This is a genomic window from Burkholderia sp. BCC1047 (assembly GCF_902833155.1).
GTDB lineage: Bacteria > Pseudomonadota > Gammaproteobacteria > Burkholderiales > Burkholderiaceae > Burkholderia > Burkholderia sola.
Genome location: NZ_CADFEH010000008.1, coordinates 99065 through 122305, shown reverse-complemented (window position 1 = coordinate 122305; position 23241 = coordinate 99065). Strand labels below are relative to the sequence as shown.

Sequence of the window (23241 nt, the reverse complement as noted above, 5' to 3'; positions counted from 1 at the left end):
TTTCGTCAGGAGAAAAGCATGGATCGCCGCTTCCGTTGGCTGGCCGTTGCGCTCACCTGCGCGCTGGCGGGCACCGCGCACGCGCAGGCCCTCACCGGTACGCTGAAGAAGATCAAGGACACGGGCGTCGTGTCGCTGGGTATCCGCGAATCGTCGGTGCCGTTCTCGTATTCGGACAACCAGCAGAAGAACATCGGCTATTCGCGCGACATCGCGTCGCGCATCATCGACCGGTTGAAGACCGATCTGAACCTGCCGAACCTCGCGGTGAAGGAAATCCCGATCACGTCGCAGAACCGGATTCCGCTACTGCAGAACGGGACGATCGACTTCGAATGCGGGTCGACGACGAATACGCTCGAACGGCAGAAGCAGGCTGCGTTCTCGAACAGCATCTTTCTGTACGGCATCCGTTTCAGCACGCGCAAGGATTCGGGTGTGAAGGACTTCGCGGACCTGGCCGGCAAGACGGTCGCGACGACGGCCGGCACGTCGGACGAGCGCCTGCTGCGCAAGCTCAACGAAGAGAAGGCGATGAACATGACGATCATCAGCGCGAAGGATCATGCCGAAGCGTTCATGAACGTCACGACCGGGCGCGCGGTCGCGTTCGTGATGGACGAACCGCTGCTGTACGGCGAGATCGCGAAGGACCGCAATCCGGGTGCGTATACGGTCGCGGGCACGCCGCTCGTCCACGAAAATTACGCGTGCATGATGCGCAGGGACGATCCGGCGTTCAAGCAAGTGGTCGATGGCGTGATCGCGAAGATGCAAACCTCGGGCGCGGCCGAGAAGCTGTACGACCAGTGGTTCATGCAGCCGATTCCGCCGAAGGGCGTGAGTCTCAACTATCCGCTGTCGGCGGAGATGAAGCAGCTGTTCAGGAATCCGACGGATCAGGCGCAGTACTGATCGCCGCGTCGCGGTGGCATCGCGCCGCAAATGAAAAACCGCCGGCATATGCCGGCGGTTTCGCTTTGGAGCCGCGGATGCGCGAATCCCGCTGGCCGCCCGGTCTGCGAAGCAGCACCGCCGGTGGCGGCGAACCCGCTCAGCGTCGTCCGGGCCGGATGCTGAAATCCCCGGCACGCCCCCCGCGGGCCGCCTCGTGTCCGCGGCGCCCCGTCTCGACAGGCTGCGTCTCGCGCCTTGTCTCCGCACGTCCCTTTCCCTTTTTCTGACGCGTCCCGCGCGCCGGACTGCCGGAATGCGCGCGCACGCCGGTGGCGCGCGCGGTGACGCCGTGTGCCGCGTAAACCCGAATTCAGATTTCAATTTGAACTGGTCAGAATCGGCCAAAATTGTTCAACAATTTTCGACGGAAAATCCCGGAGAGCCGCGCAGGGCGGCGTGCGGGAGGCGTTGTGACGTTTCAGCGCGGGCGTCGAATAACCCAGGAGCTTCGCCATGTCTGCTCGTCTTTCGCTTCGACGTTTCCTGCCCGGCGGCCTCGCGCCGCTGGTCTTTGCGTGCTCGCTGGCAGCGGCGTCGCCGCTGCAGACGGTGCGGCCCGGCACGCTGCTGGTGGGCTCGGATCTCACATATCCGCCATACGCGTATCTGGACGCCGGCAAGCCGGCCGGCTTCGACGCCGAGTTCTCGCGGATGCTGGCGCACCACCTGAAGCTGGACCCGGTGTTCCTCGATACGCGCTTCCCGGACCTCATCCTCGGGATGAAGGCACGCCGCTTCGATGTCGTCGCGTCCGCGCTCTACGTGACGCCCGATCGCGTGAAGCAGGTCGATTTCGTGCCGTACCTGAAGACGGGCGCGTCGCTGATCGTCGCAAAAGGCAGCGCATTCCTGCCGAAGACGCCGCAGGACCTGTGCGGCAAACGGGTCGGTTCGATCAAGGGCGCGTCGTGGACGCCGAAGCTGCGCGCGGTCTCGCAGGACGGCTGCAGGGCGGCCGGGCGCGGCGAGATCGCGATCCTCGAGTTCCCGACGTCGCCCGAAGCGACGTCCGCGCTGATGGCGAAGGCGGTCGACGTGCAGATCGAGGATGCAGCCGTCGCGCAGGGGATGACGAAGCAGACGAACGGGCGCATCGAAATCAGTTCGACGACGCTGCTGTACCCGATCGTGATCGGGCTGGGCGTGACGAAGGGCGACAGCGGCCTGCAGCGCGCGCTCGAAGGCGCGCTGAACGATGCGAAGCGCAGCGGCGAATACGGCAGTCTCGTGAAGAAATACGGGTTGCAGGAACCCACGCCGGCCGACCTTGCCGGTGCACTGGGCGCCGCGAAGTAGTCGCGAAGCAGGTACGAAGCACGCACGACCCGACCATCGCGTGCCGCGCAGTGCGGCCGCATCGCCCTTCGGGGTTCAGGAGTCTTCGATGCAGTTCGATTGGCACTATGCGTTGCAGCTGTTGTGGGACAGGGATTTCTGGCGCGCGTGCGTCGTGGTCGTCGAGCTCAGCGTCGCCGCATGGGTGCTCGGCGTGGTGTTCGGGTTTCCGGTGGCGCTCGCGAGGCAATCGCACCGGCCGCTGCTGAAGCGCGCGGCGGCCGGGTATATCTGGTTCTTCCGCAGCCTGCCGCTGCTCGTGCTGCTGGTGTTCATCTACAACCTCCCGCAGGTCGCTCCCACGACCAGCGCGGTGCTGTCCGATCCGTTCACGGCCGGCCTCATCGCGATGGTGCTGAGCGAAACCGCGTATTTCGCGGAAATCCATCGCGGCGGGATCCTGTCGGTGCCACGCGGCCAGCTCGAGGCCGGCCGTGCGCTCGGCATCCGCTTTACCGGCATCCAGCGGCTGATCGTGATGCCGCAGGCGATCCGCATCGCGCTGCCGGCGCTCGCGAACGAGTTCATCACGATCGTCAAGCTCACGTCGCTGGTGTCCGTGATCTCGCTTGCCGAGATCCTGCTGGTCGGGCAGCGGCTCTACACGCAGAACTTCCTCGTGTTCGAAACGATGCTGGCCGTCGCGTTCTACTACGTGCTGATCGTCACGGTGTTCAGCCGGCTGCTCGGCTATCTCGAGCGGCACCTCGACGTCAGCCGCCGCACGCCCGTGCAGTCAGGCCACGCGAATCTCGAACTGCCGCTGTCCGTGCCCGCCATCGCGCCCAGGCCGCGCGCGAACGCGGAGTTCGCACTGCGCGTGAAAGGCGTGCAGCAGCGCTACGGCCGTCACGAGGTGCTGAAGGACATTCATCTCGACGTCGCGCCCGGGCAGGTCGTGTCGATCATCGGCCCGTCCGGTTCGGGCAAGACCTCGCTGATCCGCACCATCAACGGACTCGCGCCGGTGAACGCAGGCGAGATCGACCTGTACGGCGTATCGTTCATCCGCGCGTCCGGGTCGCATCCGCCGCGGGTATCGCACGAGCGCATCCTGGATATCGGCATGGTGTTCCAGAGCTTCAACCTGTTCCCGCACCGCACCGCGCTGCAGAACGTGATGATGGCGCCGTGCTATCACCGGCAGGCCGATACGGCGGCGATCCGGCTGCAGGCGCTGTCGCTGCTGTCGAAGGTCGGGATGCTGGAGCATGCGAACAAGTATCCGCACCAGTTGTCGGGTGGCCAGCAGCAGCGTGTCGCGATTGCGCGTGCGCTCGCGACACGACCGTCGATCATGCTGTTTGACGAGCCGACGTCGGCGCTCGATCCCGAACTCGTCGGCGAAGTGCTGAAGGTCGTCGAGACGCTTGCCGCGGAAGGGATGACGATGATCATCGTGACCCACGAAATGAATTTCGCGTTCAAGGTGTCCGACCGGATCGTGTTCATGGAGCACGGACGCATCCTGTACGACGTGCCGCCGGAGCGGATTCGCGGCAGCGCGGATGCGCGCGTGAAGGATTTTCTGAAGCACGTGCACTTCGCATGAGGAACCACTGGATCGGAGCAGGAATGGACCCGACGGCTTTCCGACTACCCGGCAGGCACGAACCTGCGTGTACCGAGCGGCTGCTTGCCTGTCTGGAACGCGCGGACGCGCATCCCGGCGACATCGGAACCGCATGGCTCGCACGTCGTGACAAAGCCGCGATTGGCGAAACGCGGGCAATGGACGCGTCGTTGCGTGCGGGGACGGTCGATGTGCCGCTGGCCGGGGTCGTGCTGACGGTGAAGGCCTGTTTCGATTGCGAAGGCTGGGTCACGCACGCCGGTTCGCGCGTGCTGGCGGACGCACCGCCGGCGCGCGCCGACGCCGTACTGGTGTCGGCGCTGCGCCGTGCCGGCGCCGTGATGGTCGCGCAGACCGCGATGACGGAGTTCGCGTACGGCGCGCTCGGCGTGAACCGCGCGTACGGAACGCCGGCGACACCGCTCGACGCACGGCGCGAGCGGGTCGCCGGCGGCTCGAGTTCGGGCGCGGCGGTATCGTTGGCGCTCGGTGCGGCCGACCTGTCGGTGGGCTCCGATACGAGCGGTTCCGCGCGCATTCCAGCGGCATTTTGCGGTGTGACCGGATTCAAACCGTCGCGCGGACGCTACGCAACCGGCGGCATGCAGTTCCTGTCGACCAGCTTCGACGTACCGGGCTTGCTGACCGCGACGGTCGGCCTGTGCCGGCGCGCGGACGCCGTGCTGCACGGACGCGGCATGCAACGGGCAGCGCCGGCGAGCATTCGCGACTTCACTTTCATCGTCCCCGAGCCATTCGCGACCGACGACCTCGATCCCGTGGTCGGCCGCGCATTTGACGCATGGTTGTCCCGACTGTCCGCGCTTGGTGCGCGCATCCGGCGCAAGCGGCTCGATTGCGTGGCCGAGGCCGGCGCGGTGGCGCGCGCAGGCGGCATCATCGCCGCGGAGGCGTTCATGCTGCATCGCGCGCGACTGGCCACGACGGCCGAACGCTACGATCCGTTGGTCGGGCCGCGCATTGCCGCAGGCGAGCACGTGCGCGCGCACGACTATGCGGCGGCTTTGCTGCGTCTCGCCGCGCTGGCCGACACGTATCACGCCGAACTCGGCGACGCGGATGCCGTGCTGACGCCGACGGTGCCGATGCTGCCCCCGCGCGTGGCCGATTTGGCCGACGAAGGCGTGTATCTCGCACAGAATGCGCGGGCGTTCAGGCTGACCGAATTCGCGAACCGGCTCGATCTGCCGAGCATCAGCGTGCCTGGCGACCTGCGGCACCGGCAGCCCATCGGCCTGCTGATCACCGGACGTCGCGGCGGGGACGAGCGATTGCTCGATGTCGCGGCTGTGGTTGAACGCGCACTGACCGATTCCGCATGACGCGTTTTCCGGGGGCAGGGCCTGCCTTGCCATCTTTCATCGTCACTATTCAGAGGTGCTCATGATCGTCGTAAGATCGGCCGATATCGCCAATACCGAACGTCACGCCCGCGGACCGGGCTGGGACAGCAAGCGCATGATCGTCAGGCAGGACGGCGTCGGCTACTCCGTTCACGAAACGCGCGTACATGAAGGCGCGGAGCTGCATCTGCATTACAAGAACCACTTCGAGACCAACTACTGCGTGGCCGGAGAAGGCGAGGTGGTCGACACGGCGACCGGCGCAGTGCATCGGATCACGCCCGGAACGATCTATGCGCTGAACCTGAACGATCCGCATATTCTGCGCGCGACGCGCGGCGACCTGCATCTCGTGTGCGTGTTCAATCCGCCGCTGACGGGGCTCGAGACACATCGGGACGACGGCAGCTACGCGCTTCCGACCGAACAGCAAACCTGACCCCGCGTGCTGCCGGGCCGTCGCGCGCCGCATCGTGCGGCGCGCAGCGGCGTGCGGTGCATGGACTCAGGCCGCTTCGCGACGGCTGCGCTTGATTGCTTCGACGAGCATCCGTTCGGAATCGTCGAGATAACGCGCCAGCGTGGTGACGGCTTCGCTGCGGCGGTTCTGCGTGAGCAGCGCGTAGATCTGATATTCGCGCTGGATCCAGTCAGGCGTCTGCACGTGCTTCTCGTCGAGATCGGCGGCGAAGACGAGACGCAGCTGCGCCGAGATGGTTCGGAAGAACTCGTCGAGCAGCGCCGACTTCTGAAGCGCGACGATGTGCTGGTGAAACCGCAGACTGTGCGTGCCGACGGCCTGCCAGTTTTCCTTGCCGAGTTCCCGCTCGGCCGCACGAATGGCGGTCTGCATCTTTTCGAGCAGCGCTGGTTGGGCGAGTTCGGCCGTGTTCAGCGCATGCAGTTCAAGCGTGCGGCGCGCGACGTAGAGATCGCGCACGTCCTGGCGATTGAGCGTGCGCACGACGACGCCCTTGTGCCGCACGAACGTGACGAGCCCTTCACGGCCGAGCTGATGCAGGACTTCGCGAAGCGAGTTGCGTGACGTGTCGTACTCGGCGGCGAGGTCCATCTCGATCAGCGCCGTGCCGGGCGGCAGCTTGCCGCTGATGATGTGTTCGCGCAGTTGATGGCTGATCCGGTCCGCAACCGACTGTCCTCTCGCTTTTTCGCTTGCCATTCCGTTTGTCCGCTCCTCTCCTGATCGTGCGCCGCCGGCGTGGCAGGCCGGCGGCGTTTCGCCATTCTACGGGCAGTGGGCCCGGTCAGGCCGTCTTGTCGTGCTGCCAGTCGGCCTGCGGCGGCTGCATGCCGTGCTGGCCGCGGTACGGCGCGACGGACGGCGACGACCAGCCTTCGAGCAGACTCGGATCGAGCCGGTACACCTCGATGCCGAGCGGCCGGCACACGTCGATCGGATCGCGCGCGTCCGGCCCCCACATCGGCGCCGACAGATCGCCGCCAGGGCAGGTCGACATCGCGCACAGCACGTCGATTTCGGCGAAGAATTCGAGGTAGTCGCCCGGCTTCGCGGGACACGCCTTCATGAAGTACTTGTCGTCGTCGTTCAGGCCCGTGCACTGGAACACGTTGAGCACGTCGTGCACGTCGAATTCGGTGAGTCCGTACGGCGCGACCGCGCGCACGAGGTTCGAGTGGCAGTGGAAATGGAAGTCCTCGCCGGTCAGCAGCTTGTTCACGTAAGGATCGCAGCGCGTGCCGAGCAGGTCGTGCACGCGGCCGCCATCGCCGTCGACGCCGTAGCCGGCGAGCGTGTCGTCGGTGATCGTCACCATCGGGCGCAGGTACGGCAGCGTCGACCACAGCCGGTCGAACGTCGTCACGTGCGCGGCTTGCAACTGACGCGTGCGCGACGCCCACATGCGTTCGCGCGGATTGTGCAGGTTCCAGATGTTGAAGTCGGCGACTTGCGGGCCTTCGAGCGTGACGATCCGGAACACGTGGCCAGCCGGCACCGTCCACGCGAAGCCGCTGCGGATCGGCACGACGTGCGATGCGATCCGTTCGCGCGCGTCCTGGCGTTGGGCGATCGCGGAATAAAAGGCTTTGTCGACGTTCAGGACGGAACCCTTGGTGACCTGGTAGGCGGCGGGATAGTTCGACATGACACGGTACTCTCGGCAAAGATTGGCAGATACGGCGATCCGGCCGAAACCCTTTGTGGCGGCCGGTCAGGCGTCAATTCACATGCTGGATTGTTCAACAATAAACTGGCGCTCCGGGGAGTATAGGGGGAAGGCGGGGAGGTGTGTCAATCGGAGGAAAGTACGGAGGGGCGGGGAGGTGGCGCATGCGCCGCGTTCGGCGAAACGACCGGCGCCAAAAATAAAAAACCGCCGGCACATGCCGGCGGTTTCGCTTTGCAGCCCGGTCGCTCGTGCGCCGGAAGCGCGCGTCAGGCCTTGATTTCAGGCCCGCGTGCGGCCGGCCGTGCCGGCGCCGCCGGGGCAGGCGCGATCGAACGCGTCGAAGGTTGCGCCGGCACGATCACGACGACCGGTTCTGGCATCGCCCACGGCGTCATCGCGAACCCGACGGGCTGCGGCATCGGCATCGCGAACGCGTTGGCGAGCGCGACGCGCTGCAGCGCCATCATCTGCTGCTGCATCGCGACCATCTGCGCCTGCGCCGCCTGCATCCGGTACTGCGCGACCTGCATTTGCCGCAACGCCGCCGCGGGCGGCACGCCGCCCGACGACGACGTCTGCATCTCGAAGCTCGCGCCGCCTTGCGGGCTGTGCCAGCTCCACCTGCTGACCTTCATCGGGCCGACCGCCGTCTGGACGACGCGCGTTTCGGCTTTCACGGGCACGGCCTGCCCGTCGACATTGACGAACATCGGTTGGGCGGCGGCCGCGCCGGCCTGTCCGGCCAACGCGAACACGGGCACGAGTGCCAGCGCACCCGCCGCCATATACGAACGGAATCGCATCTTCGTATCTCCATCGAACGAGACTGAATCAACAATGACGTACGGCTCACGGAGTGAGCCATCCGAGACAATGCGGCCTTCGACTTAAATCAACATTAAAACTGCCGTCGGTCGGCCCGATCCGCGCATTCCATGATGCGCCGCCATCGGCATTCAACCTCGCCCGCGCCAGGGTAATCCTGTCGCCCGGTGCAACAACGGGCACAATACGGAATTCGCCACCACCGCACGCATGTTCGACATTCGAACATTGACGGTGCGGCACTGCTGCCCGATCTCCTTCCCGGTCCTCATGAACGCCACGCCCACTCCCGCGCGCGAGTCGAATTCGCCGCGCTTCCTGCTGTTCCTGATCTGCCTGTTCGCGTCCGCCGGCCAGCTCGCGATCGATATCTACGTGCCCGCGCTGCCCGACATGGCCCGTTCGTTCGCGACCACGCCGCAGGCGATCCAGTCGAGCGTGTCCGGCTACATGGCGGCCTACGCGCTCGGCCAGTTGATCTTCGGGCCGATCGCGGACGCCTACGGACGCAAGCGCGTGCTTGCGTTCGGGCTCGTGATCTACACGATCGGCTGTCTGCTGTCGCTTGGCGCGTCGAACCTCGAGACGTTCATACTCGCGCGCTGCCTGCAGGGCTTCGGGATCGCGACCACCAACCTGCTGGCGAAGGCGATCATCACCGATTCGTTCTCCGGCCAGGCGTTGCTGCACGCGTTCACGTACATGTCGATCGCGTGGGGGCTCGCGCCGATCATCGCGCCGGTGATCGGCGCGCACCTGCAGGAGTGGTTCGGCTGGCGCGCATGCCTCGTGTTCCTGCTGGTCTACTCGCTGGCGATGTGGGCGCTGCTGTGGCGCTACCGCGAAACCTTGCCGAAGCCCGTGCATCTCGAGCCGCGCACGCTGATGGCGAACACGGGCAAGGTGCTGGCCAGCCCGGTGTTCCAGAGCTGTTTCCTCGCGCAGGGGCTGTGCTACAGCATCCTGCTGGTGTTCAACATCGTCGGGCCGTTCATGGTGCAGACCACGCTGCACAAGCCGCCGACCTTCTTCGGGTATCTCGCGCTCGGCATCGGCCTCATGTATTTCCTCGGCGGCCTGTCGAACCGGATTCACGGCCGCGGGCTGCCCAGCGCCGAGCAACGGCTGCGGATCGGCGCGCGCGTGATGGCGGGCGCGTCGATCGCGATGCTGGTGCTGGCGCTGACCGTCGGCCTGCGTGTGTGGACGCTCGCGACGCCGGTGCTCGTGATGGGCTTCTGCGCGGGCGCGATGTATCCGACGCTGATGGCCAAGGGCAATTCGCTGTTCCCGCATATCGCCGGCCTGACGAGCGCGATTCTCGGCTGTGCGTTGCTGCTCGTGTCGTCCGCGATGATGGGCCTGGCCGGTTTCGTGTCGATTCACGTGCTGACGCCGCTCGCGGTGTTCTTCGTTGCGTTGTCGTTCATCGTCGTGTGGATGGTGACGAAGCTGCTGCGGTATCTGTCGCAGCAGCAAGCGGCGCCGGTGGTGTGCGGGCGCGGGGAGGCCGCGTAAGCGCGGATGGTGATCGACTCATGAACCGGATCCTGCTGAATCGCGTCGCCCGGTCCGACGCCGCCGATCTGATCGCCGGCAACCGCGCGAGCCGGAGCCATCATCTGCCGTGGGTCGATTCGTTCATCGACCAGGCCGGATTCGATCAATGGTTCGCCCGCTGCCTGACGGGGCCGAACGTCGGATTGGTCGCGCGCGAGCGGGCGTCGGGCGCGGTGGTCGGCGTGGTGAATCTCAACGAGATCGTCGGCGGCGTGTTTCAGAGCGCTTATCTCGCGTACTACGGAATGGCGGATTTCAGCCGCAAGGGGCTGATGACGGACGCGTTGCGCGCGGCGATCGACGTCGCGTTCGGCGAACTCGGGCTGCACCGGCTCGAAGCGAACATCCAGCCCGGCAACCATGCGTCGATCGCGCTGGTTCGACGGCTCGGTTTCCGGCAAGAGGGATTTTCGCCGCGCTATCTGCGCATCGGCGGCGAATGGCGCGACCACGAGCGTTGGGCGTTGCTGGCCGACGACGTGCATGAAGCCGGCGCCTGACGGTCGATTCTCGTCCCCCTCGCATCGCTTACAGCGGATGGGCGGCCCCGGCCTGCTGCAACAGCGACACGGCCACCGGATCCGGCAGTCCGTTCGAATCGATCGCCCCGGCCTTGCCCAGCGCGACGAGATCGCTGTCGACGCCCGGTTGCCCGACCACGAACGATGTGGTCAGGAACGCCGGCGCGGCGAGCGTGACCGCATAGCGCTGCTGCAGGTTCGTCACCACGGCCGATTGCGCGGCCTGCACGGTATCCGGGCTGTTCATCGCCCGCTGGTAGCGCAGGGTGCCCTGGAAGTTGCCGATCAGTCCGGCCGTGTTCGTTCCGAGTTGCGCCGCGAGATAGACGAGCATCAGCTCGGTCTCGGGTGTCGTGTTGAAGGTGCCGCCCGCATAGGCGAGCGAGTGCAGGCTCGCGCCGCCCGACGCCACGGTGATCACGCATGGCAGCGCCGCGTTGAGCGTCACATGGTAGTTGCCGCCGCCGTCCGTGAGCGTCGTTGTCGAGCCCGCCGCGCAATTGACCGTGACTTGCGCGCTCGCGAGCGCATCGCCCGTCGCGGCCGTGCCCGACAGCGAGACGGTTTGCGTGTTGTCGTTGAAGCACGCGTCGACGCCGAAGCAGGCCTCGCCGTTGCAGGCGGGGAGGGCGGCGAGCGTTGCGACGCACAACGCGCCCAGCGCGGGGCGGGTGAAGCGCGTAAGGCGAATGTTCATGGTCGCGGGCAATCCGAGAGAATGAGGCAACCGGTGCGCGTGGGGGAATGCGGCGCTGTTGTCATTCTATGTCGTGATCCGGGGAAAGCGAATACGGCCGGCCGATAAGACCGCCTCGCCGCCTCAGCGCTTGCGCGCACCCGGCTTCGCGAACGCGCCGCGCACCTCGAAGCCGATCGCGTCGGCGACGTTGCCGCGCGCATCGACGAGTTCGAGCCGATGTCGGCCCGGCCACGGCAGCCACGCGACGCGATCGGCATGGCCGATCACCTTGTCGTCGAGCCGCCACGCGAACTTCGTCGCGTGCCCGGCCGATCGCTCGAACCAGATCCGCTGGTTCTTCGGCGGAATGTCGGGGTCGATCGCGAAGATCGTGCCGTCGGTCGGCGCGCCGATCGTCAGCGGCGCACGCGCACCGTCCTTGCCTGGCGCGACGGGCGCCGCGAGCTGGATCGTGTCGACCGCCGTGCCCGCGATGAACCATTCGTTGCGGGCCGGCTCGATGTCGCGCTCGAACGCGATGCGGCGCGTCTCGACGCCGGCCGGCGCGCGCGGCGCACGGCTCGGCAGGTCGCGGTGCAGGTAGCCGACGACGGCCGACCACACGGGCGACGCGCCCGTGACGCCCGACACGTCCCACATCGGCGAGCCGTCCGCATTGCCGACCCACACGCCGACCGTATAGCGCGACGTGAAACCGATCGTCCAGTTGTCGCGCATGTCCTTGCTCGTGCCGGTCTTGACCGCCGAGAAGAAGCGCGTCGCGAGCGGGTTGTCGAAGCCGAACGTGCGCACGCGCGCGTTGTTGTCGGACAGGATGTCGGTCACCACGAAGCTGGCCGCGTCGCTGAACACGCGCGTGCCGGCGTCCGCCCGCGCGGGCGCCGATGCGCCGGATGCCGGCGTTGGCGCCGTGGCGGGCAGGTCGACGACCTTGCGCGCGACGCCGCCGTTCGCGAGCGCGCGGTATGCATTGGTCAGCGACAGCAGCGTGACGTCCGCGCTCCCGAGCGCCAGACTGAAGCCGTAGTAATCGCCCTCCTGCGCGAGCGGCAGGCCGAGCGCGGTCAGCGTGCGCGCGAAGCGATGCGGCGTGACGAGCACCAGCGTGCGCACGGCCGGCACGTTCAGCGAGCCGCCGAGCGCGCTGCGCACGCTCACCCAGCCCTTGAAATCCTTGTCGTAGTTCTGCGGAATATAGAGGCCGCCGCCAGCCGCGAGATTGATCGGCGCATCGTCGAGCAGCGACGCGGCCGTCAACCGTTTCTCGTCGATCGCCTGCGCATAGAGGAACGGCTTGAGCGTCGAGCCTGCCTGGCGCGGCGCGAGCACGGCATCGACGTCGCGCGCGCTCGACAGCGCCCCCGACGAGCCAACCCATGCGCGGATCTCGCCGGTCGCGTTGTCGATCACGACGACCGCGCCGTCCTGCACGTTGCGCCGGTGCGCGGGCGCATTGAGTTCGGTCAGCGCGCGCATCAGCGTGTCGCGCGCGAAGCGCTGCAGCGGCGCATCGAGCGTCGTGCGGATCTGCGCGCCGGCCGCGGGCTTGACCTCGGCCGCGATGCGCCGCGCGAAATGCGGGGCGAGGGCGGCGCCGTCGTCGCGTACGGCGTTGGCCGGGCGCGCGGTGACGAGCTGCACGTAGCCGTCGAGCGATGCGCACGCCTGCGCGGCCTGCATGTCGCGCAGGATCCGGCACGCGCGTTCGGCGATCTTCGCGGGCGCCGCGTTGGGCGCACGCACGAGTGCGGCGGCGATCGCGGCCTCGCGCGCGTCGAGGCCCGACGGCGCCTTGCCGAACAGCACCTGCGACAGCGCGCCGAGCCCGATCGTCTCGCCGCGGAACGGCACGAGGTTCAAGTACGCCTCGAGGATCTGATCCTTGCGCCAGCTGCGTTCGAGCCACAGCGCGTTCACGGCCTGCGTGGCCTTTTGCGGCAGCGAGCGCTGTCCCGAGCGGCGCGGCGAATCGCTGAGCAGGCCCGCGAGCTGCATCGTGACGGTCGACGCGCCGCGCGTGCGTTCGTTCCACAGGTTGCCCCACGCGGCGCCGGCGATGCCGCGCCAATCGACGCCGCTGTGTTCATAGAAGCGCTTGTCCTCGGACACGACGATCGCCTCGCGGAAGGCGGGCGATACGTCGGCGAGCGACACCCAGTCGCCGCGCCGTTCGGTGCGGTCGATGCGCGTACGCTGCAGCGGCGTGCCGTCGCGCGCGAGCAGCATCCAGTCGGAGCTGCGCCAGTTGCGGCGCACGTCGTCGTAGCCGGGCAGCGCATGCGCGACGAGCGGCGCGGCCAGCACGACGGCGACGAATACGCGGCCGGCGAAACGCGCCGGCCGCGGCAAAGCCAGATCGATCATCGCTTGCCCGGTTACTTGCCCGCGTCGGCCGGCTTCACGGTCATTGGCGGGTTCGGCCACAAACCGTACACGGACGGCGCATACAGCGCCTCGACGCGCGTCGGCGGCAATCCGAACGTGCCGACGTTGTTCAGCCGCACCGTGTACTCGACCGAGAATTTGCCCTTCGGCAAATAGTCGTAGTACGCGCGATAGCCGTCGAAGTCGCGCTCGATGAACGCCGGCCACGCGCCGTCGGGGGTTTTCTCGCCCTGCGTCGCGGCTTCGGAATCGCGGCCGAGGCCCGACCCGAGGATCGTCGCGCCGGCCGGAATCGGATCGTTGACGGCGACCCACGTCATGTCGCTCTGCGCATCGATGTCGAGATGCACGCGCACGACGTCGCCGCGCGTGAGCACGCCCTTGACGGCCGGCGATACCGGCGTGACGGTCTTCGTGATCCGGTAGCCGGCCGCGAACGGCGCGCGCAGCGGCACGGCCGCGAGGCTTTCGACCGTGGCCCATGGGCGGCCCGTGCCGTCCTGCGTGACCGACAGCGTGGCCGGCCCCTGCGACGCACGCGGCCACGGCATCAGCACGCTGCGCGCGGCGGCCGCGCGGGTCGCCGGCGTGGCCGACGCAGGCGCATCGGCGGGCGCGGCCGATGCCGCTTGCGACCACGAGATCGAACGCTCGTCGCCGCCCAGCGCCACCTTCGTCGCGCCGGCGACCGGCGTGCTCTCGTAGGTCCGCGAGAAGCGCTCGACCGCGAGCAGGCCGAGTGCGTTCGACGTCGTCGTCTGCCATGCGCCATGACGTTGCAGCGCGAGCAGGCCGGCGGTCACGCGCGGCATTTCGTCCTTCCATGCCGGGTCGCCCGCGAATTCCAGCGCGAGACGCGCGGCGTTGGTCTCGTTGCTGGTCATCAGCCACCACAGGTCGTCGTCGCGTGCGGTAGAGAACACGAGCTGCGTACCCTGGTACGTCAGGCGCGCCCGCAGGATCTGGTCGACCTGCGCGCGTTTCTCGTCGCGTTGCGGGATGTCCTTCACGCGCGTGAGGATCGCGTGATAGTCGATCACCGCCGAGGTCGGCCACTGGTTCGGCGCGATCTCGATCGAACCGAGCATGCGGCCCTGCGCGGCGCCGTAGCGCGACAGCGCCTCGATCGCGGCGAGCTTGCGCAGGTCGCGATCCTGGCGCGGCGCCCACGCGTTGCGCTCGAGGCGGCCGTCGACGAAGCGCGCGAGCCCGGCCTCGAGCTGCGTACGCAGGTCTTCCGGCAGCGCGAAGCGTGGGTCGAGGCGGCTGGCTTCGTCGGACACCACGAGCAGATACGACGACAGCGTCGGGCTGCCATGATGCGAATCGTCGGACGACGGCGGGAAGTAGCTCGCCAGCCCGTCGCTGTCGAGATAGACGGGCATGCGCGCGATCAGCGCCTGCCATTGCGCGGGGTCGCGCAGCCCGATCGCACGCGACGTCTGCTGTTCGAGGCAGCGATACGGATAGCGTTCGAACCAGCGCCGCACGCCGGGCAGGCCGTCGGCGAGCTTCGACTGCAGCGACACGGCGATGCCGCCGCGCGGCGCGCCTTGTGCGTTGCTCACAGCGCCGGCCGGGGCCGCGACGGGCACCGTCAGCGTGCCGTCGACCTGCGCGAGCGTGGCCTGCTGCACGGTCACCGGCAGCGCGGGCACGACCTTCTGCGCGACGGCCAGTGCGTCCGACGCGCGCTTGCCGCCTTGCTCGGCCGCCTCGATGCGCCAGTTCAGCGCACCGGCCGCATCGAGCGCCTGCTCGGGCACGGTGATCGTCCACGCGACCTCGGTCGCCGCATTCGCGGCCAGCGACACGGTTTGCGGTGCGACGTCGAGGCCTGTCACGCGCGGCGTCACGACGACCTGCATCGCGCGGTCGGTCGTGTTGCGCAGCGTGACCTGCGCACGGAACGCGTCGCCTTCGCGCACGAGCGGCGGCAGGCCGGAGATCAGTTGCAGATCCTGCGTGCTGCGGATCGACGTGCTGCCCGTGCCGAAACGGTCGGGGCCGACCGCCGCGATCGCGACGATCCGGAAGCGCGTGAGCGCGTCGTTCAGCGGCACCTCGACGGTTGCGCTGCCGTTCGCGTCGAGCGTCACGCGCGGGTTCCACAGCAGCAGCGTGTCGAACAACTCGCGGGTCGGCGCGCTGCCGCCCCCGCCGCCGGCCGGCACGGCCTTGCGGCCGAAGTGGCGGCGGCCGACGATTTCCATCTGCGCGGTGGCCGTCTCGACGCCGTACGCGCGCCGGCGCAGCATCGCGTCGAGCAGGTCCCAGCTGTTGTTCGGCATCAGTTCGAGCAGCGCCTCGTCGACGGCCGCGAGCGCAATCTGCGTGCCGGCCGGTGCCGGCTGACCGTTCGGCAGCGTGACCTTCACGTGCGCCTGCGCCTTGCTGCGTACCGTGTAGCGGGTCGCGTCGGTCGTCACGGTCACGCCGAGGCGATGAACGCCCGTGCCGACCTTGATCTCGCCGAGGCCATAGCGGAACGCGGGCTTCGACAGGTCGACGAACGCGGTCGGCGCTTCATAGTGGCGGCCTTCGCGCCAGAACGCGCGCGCCCATTCGACCGGCGCCTTCCAGCCCCACGTGAAGAACGAGTACCACGGCACCTCGCGAATCCGCCCGCGCAGCGCGAGCACCGATACGTAGACGTTCGGCCCCCACGATTCGCCGACCTTCAGGTCGACGGTCGGGTTCTTGCCGTTCAGCTCGACGATGTGCGTTTCCATCACGCCGCCGCGCTCGACCGCGACGAGCGCGGTCGCGTAGCGGAACGGCATGCGCACCTGGAAGCGGGCCGTTTCGCCCGGTTCGTACGACGTTTTCTCGGGGATCACGTCGATCCGGTCGGTGTTGTCGCCGCCGAACCAGAGCTCGTCCTCGCGCGTGACCCATACCGACGTCGACGCATTCGACGCGCGGCCGTCGCCGTCCTTCGCGACCGCGATCAGCTGCACGTTGCCGGCCTGCTCGAGCGTCGCGTCGCAGGCCATGCGGCCCTTGTCGTCGGTCTTGCCCGAGCACAGCACGCCGAGGTCGCGCGTATCGCTCTTGTTGTCGTACGCATAGAAGCCGCCGACCATCCGCTTGCGCGACGACGTCGTGATGCGCGCGACGCCCTTGATCTCGATCGGCACCGACGCGCGCGGCTTGCCCTGCAGGTCGACCGCCAGCGCCTGCACCGGCACGCGCTGGCCGACCGACACCCAGCGGCCGGCCTTGATGCCGGCCACCACCGCGGCCGGCCACAGGATCGTGTCGCCGCGGATCGTCTGCACTTCGCCGTTCGGGTCCGCGAACGTCGCCTCCAGCGCGATGCGCTTCGGTGCGTCGACGTCGGGCAGGCCCTTGAGCGTGACCGAGCCCGCGCCGTTGCGGTCGAGCGTCAGCGGCAGCTTGTCGGCGATCAGCTTCGTCGCGTCGGGATCGTTGCTCGACGCCGACGACGACGCGTTGTCGCCGTCCTGCGCATCGTCGTCGGCGTTGCCGCCGCTCGTGTCGGGGCGATACGGCGTGAAGCTGAAATCCTCGAAACGATCCGCGAACGGCGGCGATGCCCACTTCATCAGCGCCGACACCTGCACGGGCAGGTTCGATGCGCCGCCGCCCGACACGTAGTCGATCTGCACCGCGAGCGGCGCTTCCTTGACGGCGACGAGCGGGCTCTTTTGCGCGTCGCGCGCGCCAATCGAGCCTTTCAGCACCGGCAGCCGGAACGCCTCGACGCGGAAGCTGCCGCTGTAGTAGGTGGCGCTCGGCGCATCGTCCGGGCCGCCTTCGAGCTCGACGCTGTATTCGCCGAGCTTCGCGGCGGCCGGGAGCGTGAACTGCGAATCCGCGCTGTGGTCGGCCGCCCACGTGAGCGGCAGTTTGTACGTCTGGCCGGTGCCGAGATGGCGGATCGTCACGCGCGTCGGGTATTGCGACGGGAACGCGAGGCTCTGCAGCGTCTCGGTGCGGATGAAATGCTTCATCGACACGGTTTCGCCGGCGCGCAGCAGCGTGCGGTCGAACACCGTATGCGCGCGCACGGTCGGCGCGCTGTCGGTGTCGGTCGGCACGTTGAAGCGCCACGATTCGATCCCGCGGTTCCAGCCCGAGCTGACGAACGCCATGTCGGGGCCCGTCTTCGGATCGTCGACGCGCGCCGACACGAAGTAGTCGCTAAAGCGCTGTTCCGACGAGCTGCATTCGCGCTTCGGCTCGAACGGCCCGTCGATCTTCAGCAGGCCCTGCGCGTCGGTCTTGCCGGCCGCGATTTCGTCGCCGTTGCAGTCCGACACGCGGATCTGCGCGTTCGGCACCGGCTTGCCCTTGTCGAGCGTCGTGACCCACACGAGGTTGTTCTCGCGGCCCTGTTTCAGGTGCACGCCGAGGTTCGTGACGAGCACGGCGGTGCGCACGTACATGCTCGACGGTTTCGCGAGCAGCGAGCGGCCGAGCGCGGGCGACGCGAGTTCGAGCACGTAGAAGCCGGGCTTCTCGATCGGCACGCCGACCACTTCGAACGGGCGCAGCGCTTTCGGATCGGCCTTCGGCAGCATCAGCACCTGCGCGCCGGGCTCGCCCGCGAGCAGCGACAGCGAGCGCACGTCGATGCGGCGGTTCTTCGGCGCGGGCTGCTTTTCGCCGGCCTCGAGCGGCACGTAGACCGGGCGTTGCCCCTTGCGCTCCAGCAGGCCGGGAATCTGGTCGTCGATCGAGCCGGCCGTCATCGACCAGTTGTCGAAGCGATCGACGGTGCGCATCCATTGACGGATCGCGGTGTCGTTCTCGACCTTCAGGTTCGCGAATTGCGCGCCGCCCGCGTTGAGGCCCGCGATATGCAGGTCGGCCTCGACGTTGCGCAGCGTGACGGGCACGAGCGCGGGCGTGCCGGGCTCGGCGAAGCGCTCGACGATCCCGAAGGTGCCCGACGAGAATTTCGCGAGCGGCGGCATCGGCGCGGTGCGCGTCGCGAGCGGGAACAGGTCCGCGTTGGACAGCGGCCGGTCGGTCACGTCGTGCAGGCCCGACGGCAGCTCGACGGTGAGAGCCGCCTGCGCGGGCAGCGGCGGGTTGAACGTGACGGTCGTCACTTCCTCGCTGTGATCGTCGGCCGCGAAGGTCGGCGACAGCGAACCGTCGGGGCCGCGCAGCTTGATCGCTTCGGCCTGCTTGCGCGCGATCGGTGCGTTGAACGACAGCGTGAGCGGGCGCAGCGGCGTGCAGGGCGCCTTCGCGTTCTCGCGTTCGCACGAGAAGCTCGCGGCGAACGGTGCGCGCACGGTGAAATCGAAGCGTCGTTCGGTTTCGTTCGCGATGCCGCTCGGGCTCGCGACGCCCTTGCCGTACACGAGCTGCATCTTCGCGCTCGCCGGCAGCGCCTGCGAGCACGACAGCGTCAGCACGCGCGCGGCCTCCTTCTTCAGCCCGAAATGATCGAGTAGCGCGTTGCGCGTCTCGTCGTCGGCCGCCGTGACGGGAATGCGGTTGCCGATGCCGGCCGCTTCGCACCAGATGTTCGCGAGCGCCGAACGCGGCTCGGCCGGGCCGTTCAGCTTCATCACGAAGACCTGCCGCTCCTCGATCTCGCGGGAGCCGGGGCGCACCGACACCGGGAACGGGCCGCCCGTCTGGAACGTGAAGCGACGCGGGCCGCTGACCGCATTGCCGGCGACCGAGCGCAGCGTGTCGTTGAGCCCGACCGAGCAGCGTACGCCGGGCGGCAGGTCGCTTTCGAAATCGTAAACCCAGGTCTTGTCGTCGAGCCAGTGGCCCGAGCCGCGCGCGGCCGTCGAATCGTTGCAGGTCACGCGCGCCGGATTCGGCGCGGACGCCGAGCCGAACGCGACCATCGGTTCGTCGAACTTCACGACGCTCTGCCGGACTTCGGTGACGGTGCCTTGCGGCGACACGCTCACCGTGCGCGCCGCGCCCGCATGCAGCGACAGCGCCGCGGCGCCGCCGAGCGCCGCGACGGCGCCGATGCGCCAGAGCAGCCGGGTCGTGTGGTGGGTGTGGTTCGTTTCTTTGTTGTGCTTGTCGCGCTGCTTCATCGCTCGATTGCCCTCGGAGGGAAGCTTTCTGTTTGATTGCACGGGATTCTAACCGACCGCCGCGCGCGCGCAGCACGGCGTGCAGGTGCAGTGTGTGGTCGGCGCGCGACACGGGCGTGCCCGCCGCAGATTTGTCGCGCCGACGACACAAAATTGCAGCGAAATATCGATTGTCGCGGATTGCGGAACATTAAATGGACTATAAAAAGATTGTTCGATCCGATTTGTGCGCGTACATTTCAGGGCCGCGCCAATGTTTGAGAAATATCAAGCGTGGTTTTCCCGAATCCGGTGTTCGAGAGAAGGAAACATGCACAACGACAACACCCCCCAATCGCGTCGTGACAACGACGCAGCCGTAACCGGCATCACGCGGCGTCAATGGCTGCAGGGCGCACTGGCGCTGACGGCGGCGGGCCTCACCGGCTCGCTGGCGTTGCGGGCCCTGGCCGACGATCCGGCCACCGCGCCGCTCGATACGTTCATGACGCTTTCCGAAGCATTGACCGGCAAGAAAGGGCTGAGCCGCGTCACCGGCGAGCGCTATCTGCAGGCACTGCAGAAGGGCTCGTTCAAGACGGCCGACAGCCTGTCGCAACTCGCCGGTGCGCTCGCATCCGGCTCGCTGAATCCCGACCAGGAATCGCTCGCATTGACGATTCTCGGCGCGTGGTATCTCGGCATCGTCGACAACGTCGTGATTACCTACGAAGAAGCATTAATGTTCAGCGTGGTGTCCGATACCCTCGTGATCCCTTCGTATTGCCCCAACAAACCCGGCTTCTGGGCCGAAAAACCGATCGAGAGGCAAGCCTGATGGCCGATACCGATACGCAAAAAGCCGACATCGTCGTCGTCGGATCGGGTGTCGCCGGCGCGATCGTTGCACACCAGCTCGCGATGGCGGGCAAGTCCGTGATCCTGCTGGAAGCCGGCCCGCGCATGCCGCGCTGGGAAATCGTCGAGCGTTTTCGCAACCAGCCCGACAAGACCGATTTCATGGCGCCGTACCCGTCGAGCCCGTGGGCGCCGCATCCGGAATACGGCCCGCCGAACGACTACCTGATCCTGAAGGGCGAGCACAAGTTCAACTCGCAGTACATCCGCGCGGTGGGCGGCACGACGTGGCACTGGGCCGCGTCGGCGTGGCGCTTCATCCCGAACGACTTCAAGATGAAGACGGTGTACGGCGTCGGTCGCGACTGGCCGATCCAGTACGACGACCTCGAGCATTACTATCAGCGCGCCGAGGAAGAGCTCGGCGTGTGGGGCCCGGGCCCCGAGGAAGATTTGTACTCGCCGCGCAAGCAGGCATACCCGATGCCGCCGCTGCCGTTGTCGTTCAACGAGCAGACCATCAAGAGCGCGCTCAACGGCTATGACCCGAAGTTCCACGTGGTGACCGAGCCCGTCGCGCGCAACAGCCGCCCGTACGACGGCCGGCCGACTTGTTGCGGGAACAACAACTGCATGCCGATATGCCCGATCGGTGCGATGTACAACGGTATCGTTCACGTCGAGAAGGCCGAGCAGGCCGGCGCGAAGCTGATCGACAGCGCGGTCGTCTACAAGCTCGAGACCGGGCCGGACAAGCGCATCGTCGCCGCGATCTACAAGGACAAGACGGGCGCCGATCATCGCGTCGAGGGCAAGTATTTCGTGCTCGCCGCGAACGGCATCGAGACGCCGAAGATCCTGCTGATGTCCGCGAACCGCGATTTCCCGAACGGCGTCGCGAACAGTTCCGACATGGTCGGGCGCAACCTGATGGACCATCCGGGCACCGGCGTGTCGTTCTACGCGAACGAGAAGCTGTGGCCGGGCCGTGGCCCGCAGGAGATGACGTCGCTGATCGGTTTCCGCGACGGCCCGTTCCGTGCGACCGAAGCCGCGAAGAAGATCCACCTGTCGAACATGTCGCGCATCAACCAGGAGACGCAGAAGATCTTCAAGGCCGGCAAGCTGATGAAGCACGAGGAGCTCGACGCGCAGATCCGCGACCGTTCCGCGCGCTACGTGCAGTTCGACTGCTTCCACGAAATCCTGCCGCAGCCCGAGAACCGCATCGTGCCGAGCAAGACGGCCACCGACGCGGTCGGCATCCCGCGCCCCGAGATCACGTATGCGATCGACGATTACGTGAAGCGCGGCGCCGTGCACACGCGCGAGGTCTACGCGACGGCCGCGAAGGTGCTCGGCGGCACCGACGTCGTCTTCAACGACGAGTTCGCGCCGAACAACCACATCACCGGCGCGACGATCATGGGCGCGGATGCACGCGACTCGGTCGTCGACAAGGACTGCCGCACGTTCGACCATCCGAACCTGTTCATCTCGAGCAGCTCGACGATGCCGACCGTCGGTACGGTGAACGTGACGCTGACGATCGCGGCGCTCGCGCTGCGGATGTCGGACACGCTGAAGAAGGAAGTCTGACCGTGCGGAAATCTACTCTCACCTTCCTCCTCGCCGGCTGCCTCGCGCTGCCCGGCCTCGCACGCGCGGCCGATTCGGCCGATCCGGCGCAGATCAAGCGCGGCGAATACCTCGCGGTCGCGGGCGACTGCATGGCGTGCCACACCGCGAAGGGCGGCAAGCCGTTCGCAGGCGGGCTCGGCATGCCGGTGCCGATGCTCGGCAAGATCTATACGAGCAACATCACGCCCGACCCGGACACCGGCATCGGCACCTGGACGTTCGACGACTTCGAGCGCGCGGTGCGGCACGGCGTGTCGAAGAACGGCGCCAACCTGTATCCGGCGATGCCGTACGTGTCGTACGCGAAGATCAACGACGACGACGTGCAGGCGCTGTACGCGTACTTCATGCACGGCGTCGAACCGGTCAAGCAGGCGCCGCCGAAGAACGAGATCCCCGCGCTGCTGAGCATGCGCTGGCCGCTGAAGATCTGGAACTGGCTGTTCCTGAAGGACGGCGTCTACCAGCCGAAGCCGGCACAGAGCGCCGAGTGGAACCGCGGCGCGTATCTCGTGCAGGGCCTCGCGCACTGCAGCACGTGCCACACGCCGCGCGGCATCGCGATGCAGGAGAAGTCGCTCGACGAAACCGGCGGCAGCTTCCTGTCGGGTTCGGTGCTCGCGGGCTGGGACGGCTACAACATCACGTCCGACCCGAACGCGGGGATCGGCGGCTGGACGCAGCAGCAGCTCGTGCAGTACCTGCGTACCGGCAGCGTGCCGGGCCTTGCGCAGGCAGCCGGCCCGATGGCCGAGGCTGTCGAGCACAGCTTCTCGAAGATGACCGAAGCCGACATCGGCGCGATCGCGACGTACATCCGGACGGTGCCGGCCGTGGCCAGCGGCGACGCGAAGCAGTCGCGCTCGTCGTGGGGCAAACCGGCCGAGGACGGCCTGAAGCTGCGCGGCGTCGCGCTCGCGTCGTCGGGCATCGATCCGGCGCGGCTGTATCTCGGCAACTGCGCGACCTGCCACCAGATGCAAGGCAAGGGCACGCCGGACGGTTACTACCCGCCGCTGTTCCACAACTCGACGGTTGGCGCACCGAATCCGACCAACCTCGTGCAGGTGATCCTGAACGGCGTGCAGCGCAAGGCCGGCAGCGAGGACGTCGGGATGCCGGCATTCCGCCACGAGCTGTCGGATGCGCAGATCGCCGCGCTGACGAACTACGTGACCGGACAGTTCGGCAATCCGGCCGCGAAGGTGACCGAGCAGGACGTCGCGAAGCTGCGCTGACGCGGCACGCGACGAAGCAGGGCGACAACGTAAAAGAGGAGGAGCACAGCACATCGGGCGGGCCCCGATGCCGGTTGTTGCAGAGCGGGGCGGGCGGCGCGATTGGGCCGCTCG

At 67.6% G+C, this 23241-nt stretch carries 17 protein-coding genes; 10 read left to right on the top strand and 7 right to left on the bottom strand.

Going from position 1 to position 23241, the window contains the following annotated elements:
• Positions 1-18 precede the first annotated feature (18 nt).
• Entirely contained in the window at positions 19-915 is an 897-nt protein-coding gene (locus tag HWX55_RS11410; RefSeq protein WP_175975661.1) for a glutamate/aspartate ABC transporter substrate-binding protein, read from the top strand.
• Between the two features lie 359 nt (positions 916-1274).
• Here the strand turns inward: HWX55_RS11410 and HWX55_RS11405 are convergent, their stop codons facing one another.
• Positions 1275-1412, bottom strand: coding sequence for a hypothetical protein (locus tag HWX55_RS11405; RefSeq protein ID WP_175975660.1), 138 nt, complete (start codon positions 1410-1412; stop codon positions 1275-1277).
• On the opposite strand from HWX55_RS11405, the gene HWX55_RS11400 reads away from it, so the two are divergent.
• The 4 genes from HWX55_RS11400 (at position 1411) to HWX55_RS11385 (ending at position 5668) form a co-directional block, all read left to right on the top strand.
• A complete protein-coding gene (locus tag HWX55_RS11400; RefSeq protein ID WP_175975659.1) occupies positions 1411-2253 on the top strand; it encodes an ABC transporter substrate-binding protein in 843 nt (280 codons plus the stop codon). The two genes, HWX55_RS11405 and HWX55_RS11400, sit on opposite strands and share 2 nt — an antisense overlap.
• A gap of 88 nt (positions 2254-2341) precedes the next feature.
• The gene (locus HWX55_RS11395) at positions 2342-3844 is read left to right on the top strand and encodes an amino acid ABC transporter permease/ATP-binding protein (protein WP_175975658.1); all 1503 of its coding nucleotides are present in this window, start codon (positions 2342-2344) and stop codon (positions 3842-3844) included.
• Between the two features lie 23 nt (positions 3845-3867).
• Entirely contained in the window at positions 3868-5208 is a 1341-nt protein-coding gene (locus tag HWX55_RS11390) for an amidase family protein (RefSeq protein WP_175975657.1), read from the top strand.
• 61 nt (positions 5209-5269) lie between these two features.
• Positions 5270-5668 carry an ectoine synthase gene (locus tag HWX55_RS11385; protein ID WP_175975656.1) on the top strand — a complete coding sequence of 133 codons (399 nt, stop codon included), beginning with the start codon at positions 5270-5272 and terminating at the stop codon, positions 5666-5668.
• 66 nt (positions 5669-5734) lie between these two features.
• Here HWX55_RS11385 and HWX55_RS11380 read toward each other — a convergent pair whose 3' ends face one another.
• From HWX55_RS11380 to HWX55_RS11370, 3 genes are all read right to left on the bottom strand, one after another.
• On the bottom strand, positions 5735-6409 hold the full coding sequence (locus HWX55_RS11380; protein WP_175975655.1) for a GntR family transcriptional regulator: 675 nt from the start codon (positions 6407-6409) through the stop codon (positions 5735-5737).
• 85 nt (positions 6410-6494) lie between these two features.
• On the bottom strand, positions 6495-7355 hold the full coding sequence (locus HWX55_RS11375; protein ID WP_175975654.1) for a DUF1989 domain-containing protein: 861 nt from the start codon (positions 7353-7355) through the stop codon (positions 6495-6497).
• A 290-nt stretch (positions 7356-7645) separates the two neighbouring features.
• Positions 7646-8182, bottom strand: a complete 537-nt coding sequence (locus tag HWX55_RS11370) for a hypothetical protein (protein WP_175975653.1) — start codon at positions 8180-8182, stop codon at positions 7646-7648.
• A 292-nt stretch (positions 8183-8474) separates the two neighbouring features.
• Here HWX55_RS11370 and HWX55_RS11365 point away from each other — a divergent pair, with 292 nt between their 5' ends.
• Together HWX55_RS11365 and HWX55_RS11360 are read left to right on the top strand one after the other, a co-directional pair.
• Positions 8475-9722, top strand: coding sequence for a multidrug effflux MFS transporter (locus HWX55_RS11365; RefSeq protein WP_175975652.1), 1248 nt, complete (start codon positions 8475-8477; stop codon positions 9720-9722).
• Positions 9723-9742: 20 nt separating this feature from the next.
• Positions 9743-10264 carry a GNAT family protein gene (locus tag HWX55_RS11360; protein WP_175975651.1) on the top strand — a complete coding sequence of 174 codons (522 nt, stop codon included), beginning with the start codon at positions 9743-9745 and terminating at the stop codon, positions 10262-10264.
• 28 nt (positions 10265-10292) lie between these two features.
• Here HWX55_RS11360 and HWX55_RS11355 read toward each other — a convergent pair whose 3' ends face one another.
• The 3 genes from HWX55_RS11355 to HWX55_RS11345 form a co-directional block, all read right to left on the bottom strand.
• Positions 10293-10982 carry a hypothetical protein gene (locus HWX55_RS11355; protein WP_175975650.1) on the bottom strand — a complete coding sequence of 230 codons (690 nt, stop codon included), beginning with the start codon at positions 10980-10982 and terminating at the stop codon, positions 10293-10295.
• 123 nt (positions 10983-11105) lie between these two features.
• Positions 11106-13349 carry a penicillin-binding protein 1C gene (gene pbpC, locus HWX55_RS11350; RefSeq protein ID WP_175975649.1) on the bottom strand — a complete coding sequence of 748 codons (2244 nt, stop codon included), beginning with the start codon at positions 13347-13349 and terminating at the stop codon, positions 11106-11108.
• 11 nt (positions 13350-13360) lie between these two features.
• Positions 13361-19411, bottom strand: a complete 6051-nt coding sequence (locus tag HWX55_RS11345) for an MG2 domain-containing protein (RefSeq protein WP_175975648.1) — start codon at positions 19409-19411, stop codon at positions 13361-13363.
• A gap of 310 nt (positions 19412-19721) precedes the next feature.
• On the opposite strand from HWX55_RS11345, the gene HWX55_RS11340 reads away from it, so the two are divergent.
• From HWX55_RS11340 to HWX55_RS11330, 3 genes are read left to right on the top strand one after another with little or no spacing between them, the layout of a single operon-like run.
• Positions 19722-20228: a sugar dehydrogenase complex small subunit gene (locus tag HWX55_RS11340; RefSeq protein ID WP_050012792.1), complete on the top strand. Its 507-nt coding sequence runs from the start codon at positions 19722-19724 to the stop codon at positions 20226-20228.
• Positions 20228-21847, top strand: a complete 1620-nt coding sequence (locus HWX55_RS11335; RefSeq protein WP_089489433.1) for a GMC family oxidoreductase — start codon at positions 20228-20230, stop codon at positions 21845-21847. The genes HWX55_RS11340 and HWX55_RS11335 overlap by 1 nt, the downstream gene beginning before the upstream one ends.
• 2 nt (positions 21848-21849) lie before the next feature.
• Positions 21850-23127 carry a cytochrome c gene (locus HWX55_RS11330; protein ID WP_175975647.1) on the top strand — a complete coding sequence of 426 codons (1278 nt, stop codon included), beginning with the start codon at positions 21850-21852 and terminating at the stop codon, positions 23125-23127.
• Positions 23128-23241: the final 114 nt, after the last annotated feature.

What these genes read in the sequence shown, in the direction of transcription:
- HWX55_RS11390 (WP_175975657.1), top strand. Translation starts at nt 3,868, where the DNA reads ATGGACCCGACGGCTTTCCGACTACCCGGCAGGCACGAACCTGCGTGT.
- HWX55_RS11395 (WP_175975658.1), top strand. Translation starts at nt 2,342, where the DNA reads ATGCAGTTCGATTGGCACTATGCGTTGCAGCTGTTGTGGGACAGGGAT.
- HWX55_RS11400 (WP_175975659.1), top strand. Translation starts at nt 1,411, where the DNA reads ATGTCTGCTCGTCTTTCGCTTCGACGTTTCCTGCCCGGCGGCCTCGCG.
- HWX55_RS11355 (WP_175975650.1), bottom strand. Translation starts at nt 10,982, where the DNA reads ATGAACATTCGCCTTACGCGCTTCACCCGCCCCGCGCTGGGCGCGTTG.
- HWX55_RS11365 (WP_175975652.1), top strand. Translation starts at nt 8,475, where the DNA reads ATGAACGCCACGCCCACTCCCGCGCGCGAGTCGAATTCGCCGCGCTTC.
- HWX55_RS11345 (WP_175975648.1), bottom strand. Translation starts at nt 19,411, where the DNA reads ATGAAGCAGCGCGACAAGCACAACAAAGAAACGAACCACACCCACCAC.
- HWX55_RS11360 (WP_175975651.1), top strand. Translation starts at nt 9,743, where the DNA reads ATGAACCGGATCCTGCTGAATCGCGTCGCCCGGTCCGACGCCGCCGAT.
- HWX55_RS11375 (WP_175975654.1), bottom strand. Translation starts at nt 7,355, where the DNA reads ATGTCGAACTATCCCGCCGCCTACCAGGTCACCAAGGGTTCCGTCCTG.
- HWX55_RS11340 (WP_050012792.1), top strand. Translation starts at nt 19,722, where the DNA reads ATGCACAACGACAACACCCCCCAATCGCGTCGTGACAACGACGCAGCC.
- HWX55_RS11405 (WP_175975660.1), bottom strand. Translation starts at nt 1,412, where the DNA reads ATGGCGAAGCTCCTGGGTTATTCGACGCCCGCGCTGAAACGTCACAAC.
- pbpC (WP_175975649.1), bottom strand. Translation starts at nt 13,349, where the DNA reads ATGATCGATCTGGCTTTGCCGCGGCCGGCGCGTTTCGCCGGCCGCGTA.
- HWX55_RS11335 (WP_089489433.1), top strand. Translation starts at nt 20,228, where the DNA reads ATGGCCGATACCGATACGCAAAAAGCCGACATCGTCGTCGTCGGATCG.
- HWX55_RS11410 (WP_175975661.1), top strand. Translation starts at nt 19, where the DNA reads ATGGATCGCCGCTTCCGTTGGCTGGCCGTTGCGCTCACCTGCGCGCTG.
- HWX55_RS11385 (WP_175975656.1), top strand. Translation starts at nt 5,270, where the DNA reads ATGATCGTCGTAAGATCGGCCGATATCGCCAATACCGAACGTCACGCC.
- HWX55_RS11380 (WP_175975655.1), bottom strand. Translation starts at nt 6,409, where the DNA reads ATGGCAAGCGAAAAAGCGAGAGGACAGTCGGTTGCGGACCGGATCAGC.
- HWX55_RS11370 (WP_175975653.1), bottom strand. Translation starts at nt 8,182, where the DNA reads ATGCGATTCCGTTCGTATATGGCGGCGGGTGCGCTGGCACTCGTGCCC.